This is a genomic window from Aquirhabdus sp., from assembly GCF_046462495.1.
In the GTDB taxonomy this organism is placed as follows: Bacteria; Pseudomonadota; Gammaproteobacteria; order Pseudomonadales; family Moraxellaceae; genus Aquirhabdus.
The window spans coordinates 88,936-111,501 of the sequence record NZ_JBKGVE010000003.1 but is presented as its reverse complement, the minus strand read 5'-3'; the positions used below and the strand labels follow the sequence as shown (position 1 = coordinate 111,501).

Here is a 22,566-nt window from a genome sequence, read left to right as displayed (position 1 = left end):
AACTTGTTATGCAGGTTTTGCTCCTGCACGGCGGCGTAGACGATTCTCAATAAACGCATCAGACCCCAGCAGGAAGAACAGCAACATGCCCTGAAATAACCCCGTGATCGCCGCGGGTAATTGCATGGCCATTTGTGCCGCCTCTCCGCCGAGATAAAGAAGCGCCATCAGAAACCCAGATAAAACCATGCCGATAGGGTTTAAACGGCCTAAGTACGCGACAATGATCGCGGCAAAACCATAGCCCGGGGAGATGTTTGGGTTGAGCTGCCCGACAGGTCCAGCGATTTCACCAACGCCCGCGATTCCGGCCATCATTCCTGAGATACAGAGGCTGAACCACACAGTGCGCTTGGCGGAGAAACCTGCATAACGCGATGCAGCTGGGGCTTGCCCCCCGACTTCTAATTGATAAGAAAGAAAGCTGCGTGAGGTGAATAGCCAAAAAGCAAACACCGCAAAGAGTGTGATAAATACCGAGGCATTTACCCGTGATCCTTCAATCAGGATCGGAAGTAGCGTACTGCCATCAAACATGATCGATTGTGGAAAGTTCATGCCTGCAGGGTCGCGCCATGGACCATTAACCATATAGAGCAGGATAAAAGTTGCCACATAATTGAGCATTAACGTGGTCAGTGTCTCTTCGGCATTGAACTGAGTTTTGAGCAGGGCAGGCAGGGCGCCCCATAATGCACCACCAATCGCACCACCAATGACCATTAAGGGTAGAATCCACCATCCGGTCATGCCCTGAAACGTGATCGCGATCCCCCCGCCAAACAGTGCACCCATGATCAATTGGCCTTCGGCACCGATGTTAAAGATGCGGGCTCGAAATCCAATCGCAAGACCCTGAGCAATCAGGATCAGCGGACTGGCTTTAATCAATAGCTCACCCCATCCATAGCTACTGGTTAGTGGATCGATAAAAAAGACCTTAAACGCTTCAATCGGATTCTTGTCCAGCGCAAGAAATAGCAGACTTCCCGTGATCAGCATGAGGGCAATCGCAATCAAAGGCGACAACCATTTCATGAGTTGTGACGGATGGGCGCGTGGCTCAAGTAAGTGCATAGGGCAGTCCTATAATTCTGAAGAACATCAATGCTCTATATGAAAATAAAAAAATAATCGGGTTATGCTGACTCAAGCATAGATTTTTCTGCTGTCTTTTGGCTCTTGAGACCTGACATCATGAGGCCAATGGCCTCGGCATTGGTTTCAGATTTCAGCCGGGCATCGGAGAGCTTGCCTTCTGCAAGGACTGCGATGCGGTCGCTGATTTCAAACAACTCTTCAAGCTCTTCAGAAATGACGAGGATTGCAACGCCTTGCCTAGACAAATCAATCAGGGTCTGACGTATAAAGGCGGATGCGCCAACATCCACACCCCATGTCGGCTGGGCAACGATCATGACTTTCGGGGTTTGCATGATTTCACGGCCCACAATGAATTTTTGTAGATTACCACCCGATAGGGAGCGTGCCGCAGACTCCGTACCACCCGTACGCACATCAAAGCGCGTAATACATGCTTGAGCAAACGCGCGGGCTTTTTGGTAACTGACCAGCCCGAACTTTACGAAGCCTTGTGCATGTGCAGTGAGGAGGGCATTTTGTGTGAGTGACATGGCGGGTACAGCACCCCGCCCTAGGCGCTCTTCGGGTACAAAACCGAGGCCTAACGCACGACGTTTGCCAGCATCCAGATGCCCAACATCAACACCGTCTAACGAAATATGTTGTTTTTTACTGGTCATTTCACCTGACAATGCGGCAAGTAATTCCGCTTGACCATTGCCCGATATACCTGCAATGCCAAGAATCTCTCCTGAGTTGACGGTCAGATTGATCTCATCCAACTGCGTACCAAAAGGATCTTCCGACGTTAAGCTGAGATGACTGACTTGCAGGATCGGGTGGCTGATACCTTGATAGGCTGGGCTTTCATAAGCAGGTAGATCGCGACCAATCATCATGCGCGCAAGGCTTGCCGTCGTCTCTTCTTTGGGCTTGGCAGTGCCTGTGACCTTGCCACCGCGCATGATCGTAGCGCTATCACACAGCTCTTGAATCTCGTGGAGCTTATGGCTGATATAGAGGATCGAAACACCTTCACTGGCCAGACGACGCAAGGTTTCAAACAGCTTGAGTACGGCTTGAGGGGTGAGGACTGAGGTGGGTTCATCCAGAATCAGCAGTGACGGGTTCTGTAATAAACAGCGTACAATTTCAACACGTTGTCGTTCACCAACCGACAAGCTATTGACAAGTCGATGCGGGTCAAGCGGTAGACCATATTTCTCAGACACGGCTTTGACCCGCGCGGCAAGCCCTGCCAAGTCATATTTCTCTTCTAAAACCAGCGCAATGTTTTGCACCACGCTTAAGGTTTCAAACAGTGAGAAATGCTGATAGACCATGCCGATGCCGAGACGACGTGCAGCCGCAGGATTGTCGATTTCAACTTCGCGCCCATTCCAAATGATATGGCCTTGATTGGCCTTGGTCGCACCGTAAATGACTTTCATCAAAGTACTTTTTCCAGCGCCATTTTCACCCAGCACAGCATGAATTTCACCTGCTGCGACACTGAGACTCACATCATCATTCGCCACGACACTGCTATAGCGTTTGGTGATGTTGTGCAGCTCTAAACGCTTGGGCAAAAATCGCGTTGCATCTTGTGATGGAGCCGGTGCTATGGATTCGGTCGTCGGCGTCATGAGATTTCCTGAACTGTGTTTTGAGTCAAGTGCTGATCAAGCACGAACCATCGGTTCACGCTTAATGTTTTAAGCATCATCAAATAGTAAGCAATCGCTGAGCCATAATCAGATACCGTTTGTATCCATCTATATTTGCTATAGCAGATTGCATATAAAGCATAAAGTAGACGCTATCAGGCTCTAGATTAGTGTATTTTATGCAGATTCATTTATGGTGATTGGCGTCAAAACGTGTAGGCAGATTTGCCAGTCACCTCATCTATGCGGGCGAAACAGCATGACCACACATCCTCTGGATTCTTTGATTCAACAATTACCCAAAACCGAGCTGCACTTGCATATCGAAGGCTCCTTAGAGCCAGAAATGATGCTGATGTTGGCCGAGCGTAATGGCGTGACGTTAAATTATGCGGACATCGATGCGATTCGCGCAGCGTATGATTTTAAAGATTTGCAATCCTTTTTAGACTTGTACTATGCAGGTGCGGATGTCCTGATCCATGAGCAGGATTTTTATGATTTGACTTGGGCATACCTTAAAAAAGCTCATCAGGATCATGTGGTGCATACCGAGATTTTCTTTGATCCGCAAACACATACGATGCGCGGTATTCAGTTTGCGACTGTCTACAACGGCATACGCCGCGCGCTGGATGATGCGCAGGCTAAATGGGGACTAACCTCTAAGCTGATCATGAGTTTTCTACGTCATTTGTCTGAGGCAGAAGGCTTTGATGTGCTTGAGCAAGCAACCTCTTACTTGTCGGGGATTGATGGTTTTGGTCTGGATTCCAGTGAAAAGGGTCACCCGCCTTCAAAATTTGAGCGTCTCTATGCGCGCTGTCATGCGCTGAATCTACCGGTCGTTGCCCATGCGGGCGAAGAAGGTCCGCCTGAGTATGTCTATGAAGCGCTGGATCTATTGCAGGTTAAGCGTATTGATCATGGTGTTCGCAGTCTTGAAAGCGAGGCCTTGGTCAAGCGTCTGGTCGCTGAGCGGATGCCGCTGACAGTCTGCCCGCTGTCTAACGTGCGCTTAAAGGTCTATAACGATTTGAAGCAGCATCCGCTGAAAAAGATGCTGGAAATGGGTTTAGCCGTCCTGATCAATTCCGACGATCCTGCCTACTTTGGCGGCTATGTGAATGACAACTTTATCGCGTGCCGTGCGGCTTTAGATTTGTCGGATGCTGATATTGTGCAATTGGCTAAGAATAGTTTTGAGGCAGCATGGATGAGTGATACTGAGAAAGCCAAGTGGCTGACGGAGATTGACCGGATTTGGGCTGCATGGCGGGTTCAGTAACTTTGGATAGAACAAAGACCTTGCAACAATAGTCCGCAAGGTCTTTGTCATCACATGTATGGTCATCATGCCTAATTGAGAGGAGCCGACCTATTTTACTCAGACCGTTTGCTTAGACAGTCTGATGAATCCATACGCCTGAATAACAAACCAAGACAGTTCAAGTACGGCAAAAATCCAAGTGACCGGATTGATGTCGTAACGGATTAAATAATAAAAGAACCATATTGAAAAGAGCGCCCGACCTATCGAATCATAAAAACCATAAACGGCTTGAGGATCACGGATCCTCAGGATTGACCAGACGAGCACGATTGAGCCAAAGAGATTAACAAAAAGAACATGGGTAGGTTCGAAGGGCGGGATAGGGGCGATCGTGTTTAAGAGTTGGTATATGACTGCAAATGTCCACGGAGTTGCAAAGGGTGCCGTCACCACCAAGTCATAAATTGCCGAAGCGCGGACAATTTGTCGATATTGAGTATGCATCATCATTCACTACCTTCTATAGAGAGTTAGCACTGGGCGTTGTCAAACAACGCTAGAAAACACACCTTAAACCTTGGTCTATAGACCAAGGTCAAGTGTTATGATTGGGCTGTAGACGAGGGAGTGGGCGGATGAATATCAGTGAACTGGCAAGAGTGACTCAAACGACGACAGATACGATTCGTTATTACGAAAAGCAGGGTCTATTGGGAACGCCCAAGCGTCAAGACAATGGCTACCGATTCTATAAGGACGATGATGTTCGTCACGTGCGATTTATTCGGAGTAGTCAGACACTGGGTTTTTCTCTAGCTGAGATCAAGGACATCATGTCGGATGTACTGGATGGAAAATTTGGTCGTATAGAGATCGAGAAGCGCTTGGCAACCAAAATTGATCAGATCGATCAAAAGATACAAGCACTTCATGCCATGAGAAAAGAACTGACGGACACGTTTAGTCAGTTGACTTGTACCGTGGATACGTCATTGTCTATAGCTGCCGTAACGCGGTGATTCATTTTATAAAGAGAGAAGTGTGATGTTAGGTAGAGCGTTGACCCGTGATGAGGTCAAAGACGTATGGACGATTGATCGCAGCGAGATTATTCATCATATCTATTATCGGATCGATGGTGAACTGGTCTTAAAGCCCGAGTACTACGATATGGATGGCTGGCCAGAGGGAGAGGCTGGGCAATATACGCCGATTTTAGAGGCTTGTTATGATCGTGGCGGTTGGTTTTATGGACTGTTTGATGGTGGAAAACTCATCGGCGTTGTGGTGGTCGATAATCGCTTTTTGAGTCATGATCAGGACCAGTTGCAGTTGAAGTTTCTGCATGTCAGTAGTTTATACCGCGGCAAAGGACTAGGGAGACAACTGTTTAACTTGGCAGTCGCCGAGGCAAGAAGACGCGGCGCCCAATCTCTCTATATTTCCGCAACGCCGTCTGAGAGTACCGTTCATTTTTACCAAGGCTTAGGCTGCACGATCACTCTGCAGCCAGATCCAGCGCTGTATGCACTGGATCCTGAGGATATCCATTTTATCTTTCAACTATAAATTCGGTTTAGCGGCATGATCTTAGTCACGCTGATCGATATATTCGACATAGCCGCGCCCAGTCAGCGGCTGACCATTCCGAGTACCCTCCCAATGATATGCACCGACATACCCCGCCGCCAACCCATAGAGCATGGGGGTATCGACGGTTGCATTGATTTCAAAGAGACTCTCTCCGGTGCGGCTGGTGATGGTCCAGCGGAAGGTCTGTGGTAATGTCATGGCAAAACCATCTGGTGCAATGGCTGGTTCTGCTTGTGCAGTCAGGACTTTAAAGCGTACATCAGCATCCAGTTGCTGACTTCCTCCGCCAACTGTTCTGATATACGCAAATTTAGCCAACGGACGATCCAAGAACGCCACATAGGCGAGAAGCAGTTGGGTTTCCTGATTCAAATTGATCACTTGATAGGTGAAGAAATCCGCGCCCAGTTTAAAACGTCGTGGGATCAACTTGTTGACAGGGAGATACAAAGACACTGCCTGCCAGTATTCCCAAGTACAAAGTCCTGTTATCGGGATCGATTTTCCGTGATGGGTGAATGTCCCGTCATAGCGAATCAGTAAACTGAAATGCTGATAAAAGGGACTGTGACCAAACCATGTGATATCGCCTGTGGCTGTCAGATTGATGTCCGTACTAAACCCATCGCGCTGGCTTTTGAGTTTAAAGTTGGGGTAAACCCCAGAGAGCTCTGCATCCTTGCCAAAGCGAATCAGACTGCCATCCGCCTTAATGTCCATGTCAGTCTTCATCCCATAGGATGAAAAAGCATCGTTAGGCGTTTGAGCCGTACCGTGAACCAGCAGCGCCGTATGGCGTGGTCCATCGCTACTGACGGCATGATCTACATCGACAATTTTGACGCCGAGCATCCCCAGTATCGAAGCAAATGACATGAACTGGTGAGGCGCGGGTAGATCTGGAATCATGATGCCAAAATGCGTACTGCCAAAGCGTAGGGAATCGACATGCGGTGAGAATAAGGCCAGGGCTGGAAATGGGATCTGCTGTCCAGGTTTGGGAATACCAAAAAGTGCTGCAATCGACTGGGCGGCTTTATTGGCGAGACGGTCTTTTATGCCTTGTGGTGGTCGATGGCTGTCGGGGAGCGAACGCCCATGAATGGTCAGTGTTGAATTTCTGGATGAGTTTGCCATCAATCGATCTCTAATCAGAATGGTTTTTTAAGTTAGTTCTAAAATGATACTGATTAAATCTATAGTCTTATGGCGATAGAGTCAATGGATGCGACACATGGGTCGGGGAAATGAGAGGAGTATCTATCCTGATTATTCTTAATAAAATGCATTTGTTAGGGCGAAGAATAAAATATATGCAGTGCTAAATTTGACCAAAAGGTAATTTTATTTAATTGATAACTATATGCTTGGTTGGAATAAGATAAAATAACAACTGATTAGAATGATACTTAGGCTGTACTGATGAAGTTTTTGAATTTTCCCTTAGCAGCGCTGACATGCACTGCGGTATTAGGGAGTGGTAATGCAAGTGCGGATTTAAGTGTGACTAGCGGCAATGCGACATTGAAGGCATTTGGTTTGATTGATACAGGCCTAGTAGCAGTGACCCATACTGGCGATGGACATCAAACCAAGACCGATACGACTGATGGGATTTTAAGTGCATCGGGGCTAGGTCTAGGCGGCAATTATGATTTTGGTTCTGGGTTCAAGGCGATTGTGAATCTGCAGGCAAGCTTTAGTCCTTCCAGACTACAAATTCCAACCAACCATGAGCTCTTCTCACGCAATGCCTATGCCGGGCTTGAAAGTCCGTGGGGTACATTTACGCTGGGTAAACAGTGGGACTTTAACGATGATTGGTTTTTTGGCACTGTTTTTAAGGGCGGCTATAACACTGGGGCAATCTTTAAATTTTCCGAGTTTGATGCGATCAGCGAGCTGTATCGTAATACCGTAAAATACACCTCGCCTGAAATCTCAGGTCTGCAAGTCGGTGCCATGTATGGGCTGAATGATTACCGTAAGCTTGAGCAAGCGGGCTCCATGTATAGTTTGGGCGTCAAATATACGGCAGGTCCACTCATGGTGGGCTTAACCCATAACCATGAGGAAGACACCGGGGTGGATGAAAACCACACGGGCAATCGATATTTGCTCACCACTCTAGGCAGCAGTTATAACTGGGGCTGGATTAACGGCAGGCTTGGGCTGACCTATGCCGATATTTCAGGTCCAGCTAAATTACAGTCGATCGGTGCCATGTCGGCACGTAAGGCTTACGCTATGGAAGTCGGGGTGGACTATCCGTTTACTTCAGCGTTTACTGGATCTGCCGATGTGATTTATCGTGATAATACGACGTTGTCGAACCAGACACTCATGTATCGTTTGTCTGGTGAATATAAGATTTCTAAGCCGCTCAGTCTCACGGCCAATTTGGCTTACTTGCACAATCAAGGCGGTGCTACGGAGTCTTTTGTGAATACCCAAGCTGACTGTGTTGGTGGTGGATACCCCAATCAAAACCAGATGTCGACAGCCGTAGGTGTACGCTACCGATTCTAAAGTCTATCAGGGGCGAGTCACGCTGATGATTTCGCCTCCCATAGTCTCATCTAATTCGTCCGATTTTAACGCTCATATGCCGTTAATCAGATAGACGTTATATCCAGATTCAGCTATGTTCAATGGGTCATATCCGTTAGTTTAATGAGGCGAGCTTACCTTTCTGGTTGAGTCAGCTTAAACCTTGATGAAGGACGGATCTGAGCAATGAAATATCTACGTCATGCGATGCGTCATTGTTTCTGGATGATATCCATTCCTGCCTATTTACTGCTTTCGGGGTGTGCCATGTCACCACAGGATCAGTCGTTAGATTTCGTCAAATTGCTTTCGCTGGAGCCTCATCCAGAAGGGGGCTACTACAAGCAGACGTATAAGTCTGAGGAGCAATACACACAAGCGATGCTCCCCGCACGCTACAAAGGCCCACGCTCGACAAGCACCGCAATTGAGTTTCTATTGAACAAAGGCGACTACAGTACCTTTCATCGTTTGCAATCCGATGAGTTATGGCACTTTTATGCTGGAGGACCGCTGAAACTGTATGTGCTGATGCCTGATGGTCAACTGATCATTCATCTGCTAGGAAATGATCCGCATCAAGGGCAGGTCTTTCAGGCGTTGGCACCGCGTGGCAGCTGGTTTGCGGCAGAACCCGCGGTAGGCAGTGAGTATTCGCTAGTCGGTTGTACGGTGAGTCCGGGGTTTGATTTTGAAGATTTTGAAATCGGATCGCGTAGCGCGCTGCTTGCCGCATTTCCTCAGTATGTTGAGATCATCACGCATTTGACGCGCAAGCCATAGCATGTGAGGAAATCCTTCGCAGCCTTCTCTAGCCAAGGTTTGATGACTGGGAGATTTTGCCGCCATAGATCCGTTCGGTCTGGAGATGGGTGGTATGGATTTGCAGCATCTGAGCGACCACTGACACTGCAATCAGGGCGGGTTCTTTACTGTAGATGCCTTGAATGCCAATCGGGCAGGTCATCTCTTGAAAACGCAGTGCATCAACCCCGCGTGAGTGCAGGCGATGCTCAAAAACAGCCCGTTTACTCTCCGAACCAATCAAGCCAAAGTAGGCAAAGTCATTACGTTTGAATAACTCTAAGCACAATCTAAAATCGAGTGCATGGTTGTGAGTCATAATCAGGAAGTAGCTGTTGGCGGGTGCGTGAGCAATTTCATCTTCAGGTTGATCGCTACTGACATAATCAATGTGTGCTTCTTGATGCTCAGGAAAGCCATGATCACGCGAGTCGATCCAGCGAATTTTTGCATCAAGTGGGCGTAGCGCTTCGACCACAGCACGGCCGACATGTCCTGCACCAAACAGATAAACGGTAAATGGGCTACCCAGAATTTCTTGTTCAAATTGCCATAAGGCTTCGGCCGTCTGAGCCTTTTCCATAGATGATTTTTTTGCGGCGCTATGATCAAGTTGAACTCTGTTCTTGCCTGTTGTGTGAGTGGCCCACGTCGAGTGATTCTGATCATGACGAAGTGTACGGAGTAGGCATGCACCTTGTTCTAACGCGTTAATCGATGCTTGCCAACTTTGCGAATGATTCGATGTGATCTTTTCAAAAATGAGCCATACAACGCCGCCACAGCATTGCCCTAAACGGGCACTGAGATTAAAGCGTTCAAAGTGAATTGAATGTGTGGACTCGGAGCCTACCAGCATCTTTTGAGCGATGTCGGTCGCTTGCCATTCCAGATGACCGCCGCCAATGGTATCGATTTGGAGTGCTTGACCCGTTTCATCGACACCTATCAACATGGAAGCACCCGCTTCACGCGGGGTAGAGCCTTCGACTCGCGCAACGGTGACCAGTATACAATCTCGGGATTGTAGCCAAGTGGGCAGGGTATTGAGCCATGCTTTCATGGCCGTAATCCGAAGGGTTGGTTGATTCCAAGGTGAATTGCCCGCAAGATCGACTCAGGTGTCGCCGGTGCTTCAAGCTTAGGTTTTAGTTTGGTTCTGATGCCTGTTTCCGCTTCAACCGCAGCGCTCACGGCATCGCGCAGTGCAGAAAAGACGGACAGTGCCAGCATAAATGGCGGTTCACCAACTGCTTTAGAGCGATGTATGGTGTTTTCAACATTCTGATTATTGAAGAGTTTGACATTAAAAATCGAAGGACAATCAGCAGCGGTGGGAATTTTATAGGTCGATGGCGCATGGGTAAATAAATGCCCAGTCTTGGCACCGCTTTTGACCCAATACAGCTCTTCGCTGGTCAACCAGCCCATCCCTTGAATAAATCCCCCTTCAATCTGACCAATATCAATGGCGGGGTTAATCGATTGTCCCACGTCATGGAGTACATCCACACGTAGGATCTGTGTTTCGCCGGTTAGGGTATCGATTGCGACTTCGGTTGCGGCAGCGCCATACGCGAAGTAGTAAAAAGGTCGTCCAAAACGAATGGCCGGATTCCAGTGTATATCGGGGGTCTTATAGAAACCACTGTCCCAGAGCTGGATCCGTGCTTGATAGGCGCGCAGCACCAATTCCCCAAAGGTCCATTTTTGCAACCCTTTACCATCAATCGCGTCATCGGTTCCAGCATAGACGTGACCCTCACTGAACACGACATGATCCAGTGTCGTATGGGCAAGCTCTGCTGCAAAGATTGCCAGACGGGTGCGAATCGTGATGCAAGCGGCTTGAGCGGCTTTACCATTTAAATCAGTGCCGCTGGAGGCGGCAGTTGCGGATGTGTTAGGCACTCGGCTGGTATCGGTTGCCGAGAAGCGGACATCAGCTAAGGGAATGGCGAATTCATGGGCGACAATCTGGCGAATTTTGCTATAGAGGCCTTGTCCCATTTCTGTGCCGCCATGAGTGAGCAGTACTGTACCGTCACTGTAGACATGGACTAAGGCACCCGCTTGGTTGTATAGCGTCGCATTAAAGGAAATTCCAAACTTTACGGGTGTCAGTGCCAAACCTTTCTTGATAATGGGGCTTTGTGCATTGAATGCGTCAATTTCTGCCCGGCGGGCAGTGTAATCACAGCTTTGCGCCAGCTCTTTGACAAGACTTGGAATGACATTATCCGTAATGGTCGTGCCATAGTGGGTGGTATTCCGTGCAGTTTCAGGATGGGCTGCGATCTGTGTAGCATCATCATAGAAGTTGATCAGGCGGACTGCTAACGGATCATGGTCTAGATAGTAGGCGATATCGTCGATGATGTATTCGATCGGAAACATGCCTTGCGGACCACCGAATCCACGAAAGGCAGTATTGGAGACAGTGTGGGTCTTACAGCGCAGACTACGGATTGCAACGGCATCCAGATAGTAGGCATTGTCGATGTGACAGATTGCACGGTCATTCACAGGACCGGATAGATCGACTGAAAAACCACAGTTTGAGGCGATTTGAATTTGTAGTCCTAGGATGCGTCCTTCATCATCAAAGCCGACATCCCATTCAAAATCAAAACCATGACGTTTGCCAGTTGCGACCATGTCATCATCTCGATCAAGGCGCAGTTTGACGGGTTTTCCAGTTTTGACGGCGAGTAGCGATGCGATGCAGGCCCACTGCGCCGACTGCGATTCTTTGCCGCCAAAACCGCCGCCCATACGCCGTGCTTCCACACTGACTTGATGAGCACGATAACCCAATGCATGGCAGATGAGATGCTGCATTTCAGTGGGGTGCTGGGTTGAGCAGTGAACGTGAATGGTGTGATCTTCTTTGGGGTAGGCATAAGAGATTTGCCCTTCCAGATAAAAGTGCTCTTGTCCACCGACAGCGCTTGATCCTTGCAGACGATGGGGGGCGTTCTCCAGACCTTCTGCCGCTTCACCACGTTTAAGATCAACAGGAGGTAAAACCCAAGACTCTGCCTTGATGGCCTCGCCAATGGTCAGGATGGGCTCAAAAGCTTCATATTCGACTTGAGCCAGACGAACTGCGGCACGTGCCTGTTGATAGGTCTCTGCTGCAACCACAAAAATGACTTGTCCATAAAACTGAATGACATCATCAGCGATGATCGGTTCATCGGCAACGATGGGTCCGCAGTTATTATGATGCGGGATATCCTTGGCCAGATACACACAGCGCACGCCAGCCGCCGTATACACGGCACTTAAATCGAGTTTCTTAATCCGCCCATGCGCGCAGGTGGATAGACCCAGTGCCGCATGCAAGGTGCCTTCCCATTCGGGTAGATCATCGATATAGGTCGCTTGGCCACTGACATGCAGATGCGCACTTTCATGCGGGATCGATTTGCCGATAGGTCCGGCGTTCTTGAGCGCGGGGTCTTTATTGATGTGAATGACTTCAGATAGATTAGTCGCTTGATTCATGACTTAGCCCTCCACCGTTTGAGTCGGGATCAGATCACTTAAGCGCATGGCGTGTTGTGACTGTCCATGAGAGGCATCATCTTCTGATAGAGTCTCAAACCAGAAGCGGGTCAGCAGATTTGCCGCGACAATCTGACGGTATTCGGCACTGGCACGACCATCGCTAAGCGGTGCAAAGTCTAGGCGTAATGCATTTTGTGCTGTTTCAATGAGGGCCCTGGACCAAGGCTGCCCAACCAGCGCGGTTTCACAAGATGTCGCACGTTTGGGAATTGCAGCCATGCCCCCATAGGCAATTCGTGCGCTTTGTACGATTCCTGTTGAATCGAGTACCACAGCAAATGCACCGCATACTGCAGAAATATCCTGCTCATTGCGCTTGGCGATTTTATAGGTATGAAAGTATGCAGACATCCCCATGATTGTTTTAGAGATGGGCACACGAATCGCCGCAACAAACTCTCCATCCAACAGCGCGGTTTTTTGGTAATCGAGATAAAAATCTTCAAGGGGTAGGCGACGCGTGGATGCACCGTGCTGCAGAACAATCTCTGCAGACTGTGTAATCAGTGCAGGCATGGAGTCGCCAATCGGCGATCCATTGGCGACATTGCCACCCAAGGTGCCTGCGTTTTTGATCGGTTCGGAGGCAAAGCGCCGTGCCAGTTCTGTCCAGCCCGTATCTAGACGGGTGAGCGTGGCAAAGGCATCAGTCAGCGATACCATCGCACCAATCTCAATGTAAGCATCTTGATGATCAATCCTTTTGAGATCCGCAACATGACCTAAATAAATCACATCGCCTAACTGACGACCTTGTTTAGTGATCCAGAGACCGACATCCGTACTCCCCGCAAGCAACCGCCCTTGTGGATGTTCAATACGTAACGCTGCCAGTTCTGCACGACTACGTGGTGCAAAGAACCGTTGACCTGCGATGTGATAGCTCAGTGAGGGGAGTGCTTCCAGTGCTTTCAGGGTACTGATGATCGGTTCGCGTTCAAGGGTAACCCGTGGCAAGTCATAAGCTGCAATGGCGGCATCCAGGATTGGGCGATAGCCCGTGCAGCGGCATAGATTACCCGAGATGTGTTCAGTGGCTTCCGTACGAGTGGGGGCGTGGGTTTGGTTTTCATACATTGCCCACAGCGACATGACAAAGCCCGGCGTACAAAAACCACATTGTGAGGCGTGGTGATCCACCATCGCTTGCTGAATCGGGTGCAGTGCTTTGCTTGCGGCATAGGCTGAATGTGCATCGATCGCAGGCGAGTCAGTGTCTTTAAGCGTTTGCAGTGCTTGAATCTGCGCCAGATCTTCGACCGTAAATAAGGCTTTACCATCTAATGTAGGTAGGAATTGAATGCATGAATTTACCGTACGTAGCTGCAAGAGTTCTTTACCGTCTCGTGAAGCCAGTTCTGCGACCACAACCGTACACGCGCCGCAGTCTCCTTCGGCGCAGCCCTCTTTGGTTCCAGTATGGTGGCAATCTTCGCGTAAATATTGCAAGACGGTACGGGTGGGGGAAATCGCCTCCACCTGCTGGACTTCACCGCGGAAGTAAAATTGAATAGCGCGTGAAGACATATCAACCTCATTAACGATATTGAAACATGTCGATGTTTCAACAGGGTGTTCAAACTGTTTTAGATCGTCGAGCAATCTCTTATGGTGCAGCAAGTCTTATTCCAATCATGCACCGTTGCCACATCGTTTTACATCAGTGAAAGTGATCAGCAGGCACAAAAATCGTTACTGCCAAAACCCTTCGTGTACAGCAGCAGCTTCTTCAACTAAGCAGGGTCCGATCACGGTTGTTGGACGCTGACCACTGGCAAATACTTGCCTACAGGGCAAGGAAAGTGTTGGGTTTTCTGGGTGGTTCCCCGTGATCTCAAGTAAATGAACTTCAGAAATGCCATAAACCACGCGACCAATCCCGCCCCAATAAATCCCACCAGCACACATCGCACAGGGCTCGGCGTTGGTATAGAGCGTACACCCTTGCATCTCATGCGGGGTAAGAATTTTAGCCGCCATACCTACAGCCACAATTTCGGCATGACGCGTCGGGTCGCCTTCTGGTGGCAGGGAGTTATTTCCTGCTTGGGCAATGATTTTCCCGTCTGGATTGACCACGATAGCCGCGAAAGGATGTTTGCCTTGTTCGCGGGATTGCTGTGATAGGGCAATGGATTGACGCAAAAAATCCTGATCGCGAGTAGACAAGGATAGTGTTTCTGTAGGCGCTGATGTGTTTATAGCGGCTTCTATTTCTGTATTCATGTTTTCAGCATGCCTAATCAGGGTAATGAAAGGTCAGACCGGCTCTACCGATCTGCACATTACGATCAATGGGAGGCTGCAAAGCCAACATGACTATGAGTATAGGACGGAATTCAGGGCTTAAAAATTCGATTTTACCAATACTCCACATAACCGCCGCAACATGGGTGGCACAAGAATTAGTTGCTAGTATCGGGTCCATGTTGTTGGAATGTGTTTTTTCTTTTGCAGTCTGTAATCGCCTATCTGGGGTCAAGCAGGGGGGCAGCCTGCTTTTAATCATTTTCATTATGCCATTGGGGACTATTATGAGTGAATCTAGGCGTGTCAAACAGCATGGCGAACCATCTTCGCCTTCCTTAAAGCTGGTCAAAAATGTGCTAGCACAAGCCTTGAGCCGTGCCAGTTTTGAAATGACGTCTAAACACTTGAGTCAAGCCAGTTCACTGGGAAAAATTGGTGGCTTGCTTTTGGGGATGACTTTACCAATCGGAATGACTTGGGCAGAAGATGCCCCTCAGCCTGCACCTGTTGCCGATTCGGCAGTCGCAGCACCCGCAACAGATTCCTCAGCAACTGCAACCCCTGAAGCCGCACCGAGATTGGAAGCTGTTACGGTTACAGCGTCGCGTCGTACTGAAAATATTAAAAATGTGCCTGTTTCGGTCTCTTTGATCCGCGGTGAACAATTGAATGTACTCAATTCCAGCGGACAGGATATTCGTGTGCTTGCGGCTAAAACACCCAGCTTAAACATTGAGTCTTCAAATGGTCGTAGCTTCCCGCGTTTATATATCCGTGGCTATGGCAACACCGACTTTAACACCTACGCCTCTCAACCCGTGTCTCTCGTTTATGATGATATCGTGCAGGAAAATGCCGTACTAAAAGGCTATCCGATGTTTGACTTGGCGGCTGTAGAAGTATTGCGTGGTCCACAGGGCACTTTATTTGGTCGTAACTCGCCCGCTGGTGTGGTGAAGTTTGACTCCGTCAAACCGACGTTAGACAATAAAGTCAGTGGTTACTATAGCCTTTCCGATGGAACTTATAATACGGCGAATGCAGAAGGTGCGATCAATATTCCTTTGAACGATGTCTTGGCGGTACGGGTATCGGGCTTGGTTCAGCATCGTGATGATTGGGTCAAGGATTCCGTCACAGGCGGCAAGCTGGAAGGTTACGATGAGAAAGCGGGACGCATCCAGTTGCTGTACAAACCGAGCGATGACTTTTCAGCGTTATTGAATGTGCATGCGCGGGATATGAGTGGCTCTGCACGATTGTTCCGTGCAAACATTATTCAACCAGGCACCAATAAGCTCATCGATGGTTTTGATCCTGCCGAAATCTCAACCGATGCACATAACAAGCAAGAGCTACAAACATCGGGTACAAATCTGCATCTGACCTGGAATTTTGATCAATTCAAAATCAGCTCGATTACCGGTTATGAAACGATTAATAAATACTTTACACGTGGTGACATTGATGGTGGATACGGTGCTGTATTTGCTCCACCTTCAGGCCCGGGTTTAATTCCATTCCCAGTAGAAACCAGTGGTAGCGTGAATGATCACAAACAGCTGACCCAAGAGTTCCGTATCGAATCCAAGAGTGGACAACCACTGAACTGGCAAGCGGGTGTCTATTATTTCTGGGATGATATCACTGGTGAATCAGTAGGTTATAACACATTGTCCAATCCGTCAGGTCAGAAAACCACGGATATGATTTGGGAACAAGACAATAAGGCTTGGGCTGCGTTTGGTTCCGCCAGTTATGATCTAACGGATAAACTAAAAGTACGCGGCGGGATACGTTACACCCACGATGAGCGTAATTTTGACGTGAAGCTTGCGGATCAAGTACCGATGCTCGGTGCGAAAAGCGCAGATGCCGATGTCAATAAAGTAAATTGGGATGTGAGCGGTACCTATGCCATTACGCCAGATGTGAACTTGTATGCGCGTGTCGCAACAGGCTTCCGCGCACCAAGTATCGCGCCACCTACAGAGTTTGTACCGATCACAGTTGCACAAGCGGAGACGGTCACTTCCTATGAAGCGGGCTTTAAGTCGGACTTGTTTGATAAACGTGCTCGCTTGAACTTTAGCGTTTTCCGCTATGACGTGAAAAACCAACAGTTAACTGTCGTTGGTGGACAAAACAACAGCAACGTGTTGATCAATGCGGATAAGAGCATTGGACAAGGTGCTGAAGTCGACTTCCAAGCCAATCTGACAGAGCACTTAAAATTCACTTTGGGCACCAGCTATAACGATACCGAAATTAAAGACCCGAATTTGTATGTCGCGCCTTGCCGCACATGTACCGTTACCGATCCTGAGATTGTGTCAAATGGCAAAACTTTAGTATCGATCAATGGTAATCCACTGCCTCAAGCACCGAAGTGGATCAGCAACATGACGCTCCGTTATGGCATTCCATTGAACTTGAATAAAGATGACGAGTTTTTTGTTTACACCGATTGGTCATATCGTAGTTCAGCCAATTTCTTCTTGTATGAGTCGGCAGAGTTTAAGAGCCAGCCTATCCTCGAGGGTGGACTGCGAGTGGGTTATAACTGGGATGCAGGTAAATACGAAGCGGCAGTTTTTGCGCGGAATATTACCAATACCATTCGCACCACCAGTGGGATCGACTTTAACAACTTGACCGGCATGATCAACGAACCGCGTATGGTTGGTGTTCAGTTCAAACAGAACTTCTAACTTTTCATGATTCACTTCTTTCCTTCCTCCGCGACGTTTAGCTAAACGTCGCTTTTTTTTGAGGTGTATATAATGTTTTCTCCTCGTAAATTCATGTATTCCGCCATCACACTGTGCTGTTTGGCGTCTACTATCCCCGCGAATGCGGCAGATCAGCGTAAAGTCATTTTGGATGATGACATTGCCGGCCCCAGAGCTGCGCAGCTCATGGCCTTGATGTCACCCAATGTCGATGTACTGGGGATTACTGTGGTGAGTGGCGATGCTTGGCGGGACGAGAATGTCGCCCATGCACTGCGTATGCTAGAGATAGCTGGGCGTACAGATATCCCTGTGGTGCCCGGTGCCATTTTTCCGCTCTTAAATACCAAGGCCTTTACCAATAAATGGGAGGCATTGCATGGTCGTTTGGTGTGGAAAGGGGCGTGGATGGACGATAAGTTCCCCGAAGGTACGATTCAAACTCAGCCTAAGTTTCATGGGCCATATGAAGTTCCTCATTTGCCTGAGGGTGATCCACAGATCAAACCTTCCAATGAGATTGCGGCGAATTTTCTGATCCGTAAAGTGCATGAGTTTCCGGGACAAGTCTCGATTATTGCGACAGGGCCTTTGACCAACTTGGCGTTGGCAGCGCGTCTAGACCCTACCTTTGCCGCAACCGCCAAAGAGCTGATCTATATGGGGGGGAGTGTCAATCCGCATCAGCAGCTCACTTCCAAAAGTGCCGAGCAGTTTGGCCGTGAATATCGCAATACGCCGCGTTTAGAATTTAACTTCCGCTGGGACCCTGAGGCGGCGCGCATCGTATTGCGTGAGCCTTGGAAGCATATCGTGATGATCCCTGTTGATCCATCGACCGCAACCGAGCTAACACCGAAATTGCTCAATGACATGACGGCATCACAGACGCCAATCGCCAAGGCGCTGAGACAATATAACGAGGCCGGATTCCCGCTTTGGGATGATATTGCGACAGCAGTGTGGCTTGATCCCAGCATCATCACCCAATCCGACGATCTGCTGGTGGATGTCGATACGGACTCGGGTGCAGGCTATGGCAATACCTTGTCATGGGCACAAGGCTGGGGGCCTGATCTGGGAGAACGGGTAAACACCGTAGTGCGTAACGTGAATGTTAAAGCACTGGAGAAAATGATGATCACGATCTTAAATCGGCCGCAGCCCCAAGCAAGTCCGACCTCCATTAAGTGAGTCATCCAAGAGTCCGCTATCTCACCGTCATCAATGCGTCAACTGTCTATCGTATTTTGCAATATTGTACATAACAGCGAACGCATAGAGCGGTGGTATATAACTTGCTAGTATCAAAGCTAGAAAGCCAAGGTGTAGAGCCAGGCGATTTGAAGACAAGAGATGACGTTGCTGGGGTGTTAAAACCATCTGCAAATGATTAAATCAATGATAAATATCCGGGGAGCACATTCATGTTTCAACGAGACCACCAACACAGCGTCACAGGACCCACTATGCTAAATACCGAACATACGGCTATGTCATCTCAACCGAGTGCATCGCCATTGAGAAAATCGCCACTAAGAAAAATGATTGCAGCGATTGCTGCAAGCAGTGCATTGACTTTGGGTTTGCTGTCGACGGCCTATGCCGCAGATCCAGTGAAATCTGCATTTGTATATATCGGACCAACAGGTGATCATGGCTGGACTTACTCGCATGACCAAGGTCGTCTTGCCAGTGAGGCTGAGCTAAAAGGCAAGGTTAAGACGTCTTATGTTGAAAACGTTCCTGAAACAGCCGATGCTGAACGTGTGTTCCGTAACCTTGCACAACAAGGCAATAAAGTGATTTTCGCGACATCATTTGGCTATATGAACCAAATGGCGAAGGTCGCCAAAGTTTTTCCGAATACCGTTTTTATGCATGCTACCGGTTATAAAACGGACAAAAACTTAGGGACCTATGATATCCGTACTTACGAGGGTGCTTATCTACTGGGTGTCGTCGCGGGTAAAACCAGTAAGACGAATAAGTTAGGTGTTGTTGCATCATTCCCGATTCCAGAAGTGGTGCGGAATATCAATGCCTTTACCCTAGGTGCACGCAGTGTGAATCCAAAAATCACGACTCGTGCGATTTGGGTGAACTCATGGTTTGATCCGGGCAAAGAGCGTGATGCGGCATTGGCTTTGATTTCGCAAGGTTGCGATACCTTGATGCAAAACACGGATTCACCAGCCGTAGTACAGGCCGCTCAGGAAAAAGGCATCCATGCCTTTGGTTGGGATTCGGATATGAGTAAGTTTGGTGCCAAAGCACAACTGGCAGCATCCGTACTGCATTGGGATGTGATCTATGACAGCGTGCTGGCGGATGTGTTGGCTGGGAAGTGGAAATCCAGCAGCATCTGGTGGGGCGTAGATAAAGATGCGATCAACATCGAGAAGTTTGGTCCAGACGTTTCTCCAGAGGTGCAGAAATATGCGCTGGGTGTACGCGATGCAATTCACTCCGGAAAATTACATCCTTTTACTGGTCCTCTGACCAATCAAGCGGGCGTCGTGTTCTTGCCTAAAGGTAAGGTCTACTCTGACGCTGATCTCGGTAAAATGAATTTCTACGTGCAAGGCGTAGAAGGTGTTTTACCAAAATAAGCACTTGATATTGCCCTGAAGGATCAGGGGCAGTGAACCATAGCATGCTGAGGTAATCCTCTACCTCAGCTGCTTTTTTATAAAGCGAACCTTGATTATTCCCTAATAAATTATTGCTTTAAAAATCATAGACTGCACAGGTTGTTCATTATGCGTCATTCGATCATTTCTCGTGATTTTATCCAGACTTTCAAAAAGACTGCGCTATGCGTGACACTAGGATTCGCTGCACTGATGACGGGCTGTGCGTCTTTAAGTTCGCATGAGCTCGCGACGTCTTCAACAGTATCTAAAGCAAACAAGCATTGCTTGACTGAGTGCAGTCCACGCTTAGGCATCATGGCGGCATTTGGACAGGAAGCCGAGTTGCTCCTTGCGCAAATGCAGGATAAATCAACCGTACTGATCAATGGCAAGTCCTTTACTACGGGTACCTTGCGCGGTGTTCCCGTAGTTTTGGTCTTAAGTGGCATCAGCATGTCGAATGCCGTGATGACCAGCCAGTTGCTGTTTGATCATTATAACGTGCGCCAGCTTGTGTTTAGCGGCATCGCAGGGGGCACCAACTCACAGTACCATGTCGGTGATGTGGTTGTAGCACAAAGTTGGCTCGCTCCGAATGAAGTGTATTACGCCAATAGTACGGCGGTCCCTGCGCCTTGCGGTAAGGAGAATGATCTGACCTGCTTGGGCTTAAAACTCATGCCGGATGTACCGCCTTATGCGGATGGCATCTTCTTACGTGAAACCAATGTCTTAAATGCTAAAAATAGTCAGCAAGAAGCCCTGATTGATACCTATTCGGGCAAGGCGATTGTGCATGGCGAGATGCGCTCTGATTATCCTGTAGATCCGCAGATGTTGGTCGTTGCCAACGGTCTGAAGGCAACGACTACATTAGAGCCGATTTGTACCAGCCCAACCAGTTGCCGTACACCAAATCTGGTGATGGGCCGTCGCGGGATTTCTTCCGGTGCATTTCTGGCCAATGCCAAATACCGTGATTATTTGGAAAAGAACGTCCAAGCCGACTGTGTCGATATGGAGACAGCGGGTGTTGCGCATGTGGCCTACGCCAATCAAATTCCTTTTATTGCCTTCCGCAGCTTATCGGATCTTGCCGGAGCGGATGCCAATCCTGATGTGGGTGCTTTCTTTGCGTCAGGTGTTGCCCAGCGTAACTCCGCCAAATTGACTATGGCTTTTGTAGAAGCATGGGCACCGAATGTGAAATAAGCTTGGGTGTTACAGACCCTATTTTTAAAAATGATTTATTAGGCACCCCTATGATGAAAGCATCAACGATTACCTCTGCTCTGGGTCTCTTCGGGTTCTGTCTAGCAACCCTTACGACCAGTATCTATGCCACTGAGCCAACTGTACCTGTGCCAGTGATGGCATCTTCGACGAAACTTGCGCCTAAGCTTCTCATCATCAGTATGTTTCAGCCCGAGGCACAGCCTTGGCAAGACCATTTGAAATTTACGCAGAAGATCAAAGTTGCCGGTTTAAATCCTCAATACCCGACTCTTAACTGTACGGATGCGGGGATTTGTCAGGTGACGACGGGGATGGGCTATGCCAATGTCGCAACGACGGTCACGGCGCTTTTACAGAATACGACTTTTGACTGGCGCAAAAGCTATTTTATGGTGGCGGGCATTGCGGGGATGAATCCGCATATGGCAAGCACGGGGAGTGTTGCATGGTCAGATTATGTGGTGGACTTTGGCATTGCCCAAGAGTTTGATGCCCGTGAAAAACCGAAAAGTTGGCCGACTGGCTATGTGGGTATCGGTACGTTTGACCCATTAAAAAAACCCGTTTTAGAGTATCAAAACGAAGTGTTTAAACTGGATGAAAAACTCACCAAGCGACTCTTTGATCTAACCAAAGCAACAGCCTTGGTGGATGATGAGACTGCGCAAAAATATCGTGCACATTATCTTGATGCGACCGCTAAAAAAGCCCCGTTTGTCCTCACCTGTACAACCCTATCTGGGAACACGTGGTGGCATGGAAAACTGCTCGGCGAGCGGGCAACTCAGTGGGGAAAATTACTCACTGATGGTAAAGGCGAATACTGCACCACCCAGCAAGAAGACAATGCAACGTTGACTGCGATTAGTCGTGCGGCAGATGCGGGTCTAGCTGATATAAGTCGTGTCGCTGTACTGCGCTCTGCGTCGAATTATGATCGTCCTTATCCCAAGCAAACCGCTGAGCAATCCTTAAAAGCCAACTCTGGTGGCTTCGATATTTCCCGTGAAAATTTGTACCGCGTGGGCAATGCATGGGTATCGGAACTGACGACCCATTGGCAGGACTGGGAGTAAGTCGGGATATTACTCAAGTCTAGAGAAATGACCATTTTTGACATTGTTCACTACAGGGCGGAGGTCTAAGATCGCCCTGTATTTATTTCAAAT

The 22,566-nt window shown here is 48.6% G+C and carries 18 protein-coding genes; 10 read left to right on the top strand and 8 right to left on the bottom strand.

Annotation, left to right across the window (positions count from 1 at the left end; all coding sequences use genetic code 11):
- Positions 1-6 precede the first annotated feature (6 nt).
- Positions 7-1,077, bottom strand: coding sequence for an ABC transporter permease (locus tag ACLHG7_RS02205; RefSeq protein WP_410209447.1), 1,071 nt, complete (start codon positions 1,075-1,077; stop codon positions 7-9).
- A 62-nt stretch (positions 1,078-1,139) separates the two neighbouring features.
- A complete protein-coding gene (locus tag ACLHG7_RS02200) occupies positions 1,140-2,729 on the bottom strand; it encodes an ABC transporter ATP-binding protein (protein WP_410209446.1) in 1,590 nt (529 codons plus the stop codon).
- 280 nt (positions 2,730-3,009) lie between these two features.
- Here ACLHG7_RS02200 and ACLHG7_RS02195 point away from each other — a divergent pair, with 280 nt between their 5' ends.
- The gene (locus ACLHG7_RS02195; protein ID WP_410209445.1) at positions 3,010-4,038 is read left to right on the top strand and encodes an adenosine deaminase; all 1,029 of its coding nucleotides are present in this window, start codon (positions 3,010-3,012) and stop codon (positions 4,036-4,038) included.
- Between the two features lie 99 nt (positions 4,039-4,137).
- On the opposite strand, the gene ACLHG7_RS02190 is transcribed toward ACLHG7_RS02195, so the two are convergent.
- Entirely contained in the window at positions 4,138-4,533 is a 396-nt protein-coding gene (locus ACLHG7_RS02190; RefSeq protein WP_410209444.1) for a hypothetical protein, read from the bottom strand.
- 125 nt (positions 4,534-4,658) lie between these two features.
- On the opposite strand from ACLHG7_RS02190, the gene ACLHG7_RS02185 reads away from it, so the two are divergent.
- Positions 4,659-5,042 carry a MerR family transcriptional regulator gene (locus tag ACLHG7_RS02185; RefSeq protein WP_410209443.1) on the top strand — a complete coding sequence of 128 codons (384 nt, stop codon included), beginning with the start codon at positions 4,659-4,661 and terminating at the stop codon, positions 5,040-5,042.
- Between the two features lie 25 nt (positions 5,043-5,067).
- Positions 5,068-5,592 carry a GNAT family N-acetyltransferase gene (locus tag ACLHG7_RS02180; RefSeq protein WP_410209676.1) on the top strand — a complete coding sequence of 175 codons (525 nt, stop codon included), beginning with the start codon at positions 5,068-5,070 and terminating at the stop codon, positions 5,590-5,592.
- A gap of 21 nt (positions 5,593-5,613) precedes the next feature.
- Here the strand turns inward: ACLHG7_RS02180 and ACLHG7_RS02175 are convergent, their stop codons facing one another.
- Positions 5,614-6,753: a DUF6670 family protein gene (locus ACLHG7_RS02175; RefSeq protein ID WP_410209442.1), complete on the bottom strand. Its 1,140-nt coding sequence runs from the start codon at positions 6,751-6,753 to the stop codon at positions 5,614-5,616.
- A 285-nt stretch (positions 6,754-7,038) separates the two neighbouring features.
- Between ACLHG7_RS02175 and ACLHG7_RS02170 the strand changes: the two genes are divergently transcribed.
- Together ACLHG7_RS02170 and ACLHG7_RS02165 are read left to right on the top strand one after the other, a co-directional pair.
- The gene (locus ACLHG7_RS02170) at positions 7,039-8,145 is read left to right on the top strand and encodes a porin (RefSeq protein WP_410209441.1); all 1,107 of its coding nucleotides are present in this window, start codon (positions 7,039-7,041) and stop codon (positions 8,143-8,145) included.
- A gap of 207 nt (positions 8,146-8,352) precedes the next feature.
- Positions 8,353-8,949: a cupin domain-containing protein gene (locus ACLHG7_RS02165; RefSeq protein WP_410209440.1), complete on the top strand. Its 597-nt coding sequence runs from the start codon at positions 8,353-8,355 to the stop codon at positions 8,947-8,949.
- A gap of 28 nt (positions 8,950-8,977) precedes the next feature.
- Here ACLHG7_RS02165 and xdhC read toward each other — a convergent pair whose 3' ends face one another.
- The 4 genes from xdhC to ACLHG7_RS02145 all read right to left on the bottom strand — a co-directional run bounded on the left by xdhC (position 8,978) and on the right by ACLHG7_RS02145 (position 14,769).
- The gene (gene xdhC, locus ACLHG7_RS02160; RefSeq protein WP_410209439.1) at positions 8,978-10,033 is read right to left on the bottom strand and encodes a xanthine dehydrogenase accessory protein XdhC; all 1,056 of its coding nucleotides are present in this window, start codon (positions 10,031-10,033) and stop codon (positions 8,978-8,980) included.
- Positions 10,030-12,480, bottom strand: coding sequence for a xanthine dehydrogenase molybdopterin binding subunit (gene xdhB / locus ACLHG7_RS02155; protein WP_410209438.1), 2,451 nt, complete (start codon positions 12,478-12,480; stop codon positions 10,030-10,032). Before xdhB ends, xdhC begins: the two co-directional genes overlap by 4 nt.
- 3 nt (positions 12,481-12,483) lie before the next feature.
- Positions 12,484-14,070, bottom strand: coding sequence for a xanthine dehydrogenase small subunit (xdhA, locus tag ACLHG7_RS02150; protein WP_410209437.1), 1,587 nt, complete (start codon positions 14,068-14,070; stop codon positions 12,484-12,486).
- A 165-nt stretch (positions 14,071-14,235) separates the two neighbouring features.
- Positions 14,236-14,769, bottom strand: coding sequence for a nucleoside deaminase (locus ACLHG7_RS02145; RefSeq protein ID WP_410209436.1), 534 nt, complete (start codon positions 14,767-14,769; stop codon positions 14,236-14,238).
- Between the two features lie 308 nt (positions 14,770-15,077).
- Here ACLHG7_RS02145 and ACLHG7_RS02140 point away from each other — a divergent pair, with 308 nt between their 5' ends.
- From ACLHG7_RS02140 to ACLHG7_RS02120, 5 genes are all read left to right on the top strand, one after another.
- Entirely contained in the window at positions 15,078-17,504 is a 2,427-nt protein-coding gene (locus ACLHG7_RS02140) for a TonB-dependent receptor (RefSeq protein ID WP_410209435.1), read from the top strand.
- A 72-nt stretch (positions 17,505-17,576) separates the two neighbouring features.
- Entirely contained in the window at positions 17,577-18,719 is a 1,143-nt protein-coding gene (locus ACLHG7_RS02135; RefSeq protein ID WP_410209434.1) for a nucleoside hydrolase, read from the top strand.
- A 299-nt stretch (positions 18,720-19,018) separates the two neighbouring features.
- Positions 19,019-20,137, top strand: a complete 1,119-nt coding sequence (locus ACLHG7_RS02130) for a BMP family ABC transporter substrate-binding protein (protein WP_410209675.1) — start codon at positions 19,019-19,021, stop codon at positions 20,135-20,137.
- 150 nt (positions 20,138-20,287) lie between these two features.
- Entirely contained in the window at positions 20,288-21,373 is a 1,086-nt protein-coding gene (locus tag ACLHG7_RS02125; protein ID WP_410209433.1) for a 5'-methylthioadenosine/S-adenosylhomocysteine nucleosidase, read from the top strand.
- 50 nt (positions 21,374-21,423) lie between these two features.
- Positions 21,424-22,473 (top strand): purine-nucleoside phosphorylase, encoded by a 1,050-nt coding sequence (locus ACLHG7_RS02120; protein WP_410209432.1) that lies wholly within the window; start codon positions 21,424-21,426, stop codon positions 22,471-22,473.
- The last annotated feature ends 93 nt before the right edge of the window (positions 22,474-22,566 follow it).

Bases quoted from the DNA above. Each gene is read 5' to 3' on its own strand.
- ACLHG7_RS02205 (WP_410209447.1), bottom strand. From the start codon at position 1,077: ATGCACTTACTTGAGCCACGCGCCCATCCGTCACAACTCATGAAATGG.
- ACLHG7_RS02200 (WP_410209446.1), bottom strand. From the start codon at position 2,729: ATGACGCCGACGACCGAATCCATAGCACCGGCTCCATCACAAGATGCA.
- ACLHG7_RS02195 (WP_410209445.1), top strand. From the start codon at position 3,010: ATGACCACACATCCTCTGGATTCTTTGATTCAACAATTACCCAAAACC.
- ACLHG7_RS02190 (WP_410209444.1), bottom strand. From the start codon at position 4,533: ATGATGATGCATACTCAATATCGACAAATTGTCCGCGCTTCGGCAATT.
- ACLHG7_RS02185 (WP_410209443.1), top strand. From the start codon at position 4,659: ATGAATATCAGTGAACTGGCAAGAGTGACTCAAACGACGACAGATACG.
- ACLHG7_RS02180 (WP_410209676.1), top strand. From the start codon at position 5,068: ATGTTAGGTAGAGCGTTGACCCGTGATGAGGTCAAAGACGTATGGACG.
- ACLHG7_RS02175 (WP_410209442.1), bottom strand. From the start codon at position 6,753: ATGGCAAACTCATCCAGAAATTCAACACTGACCATTCATGGGCGTTCG.
- ACLHG7_RS02170 (WP_410209441.1), top strand. From the start codon at position 7,039: ATGAAGTTTTTGAATTTTCCCTTAGCAGCGCTGACATGCACTGCGGTA.
- ACLHG7_RS02165 (WP_410209440.1), top strand. From the start codon at position 8,353: ATGAAATATCTACGTCATGCGATGCGTCATTGTTTCTGGATGATATCC.
- xdhC (WP_410209439.1), bottom strand. From the start codon at position 10,033: ATGAAAGCATGGCTCAATACCCTGCCCACTTGGCTACAATCCCGAGAT.
- xdhB (WP_410209438.1), bottom strand. From the start codon at position 12,480: ATGAATCAAGCGACTAATCTATCTGAAGTCATTCACATCAATAAAGAC.
- xdhA (WP_410209437.1), bottom strand. From the start codon at position 14,070: ATGTCTTCACGCGCTATTCAATTTTACTTCCGCGGTGAAGTCCAGCAG.
- ACLHG7_RS02145 (WP_410209436.1), bottom strand. From the start codon at position 14,769: ATGAATACAGAAATAGAAGCCGCTATAAACACATCAGCGCCTACAGAA.
- ACLHG7_RS02140 (WP_410209435.1), top strand. From the start codon at position 15,078: ATGAGTGAATCTAGGCGTGTCAAACAGCATGGCGAACCATCTTCGCCT.
- ACLHG7_RS02135 (WP_410209434.1), top strand. From the start codon at position 17,577: ATGTTTTCTCCTCGTAAATTCATGTATTCCGCCATCACACTGTGCTGT.
- ACLHG7_RS02130 (WP_410209675.1), top strand. From the start codon at position 19,019: ATGTCATCTCAACCGAGTGCATCGCCATTGAGAAAATCGCCACTAAGA.
- ACLHG7_RS02125 (WP_410209433.1), top strand. From the start codon at position 20,288: ATGCGTCATTCGATCATTTCTCGTGATTTTATCCAGACTTTCAAAAAG.
- ACLHG7_RS02120 (WP_410209432.1), top strand. From the start codon at position 21,424: ATGATGAAAGCATCAACGATTACCTCTGCTCTGGGTCTCTTCGGGTTC.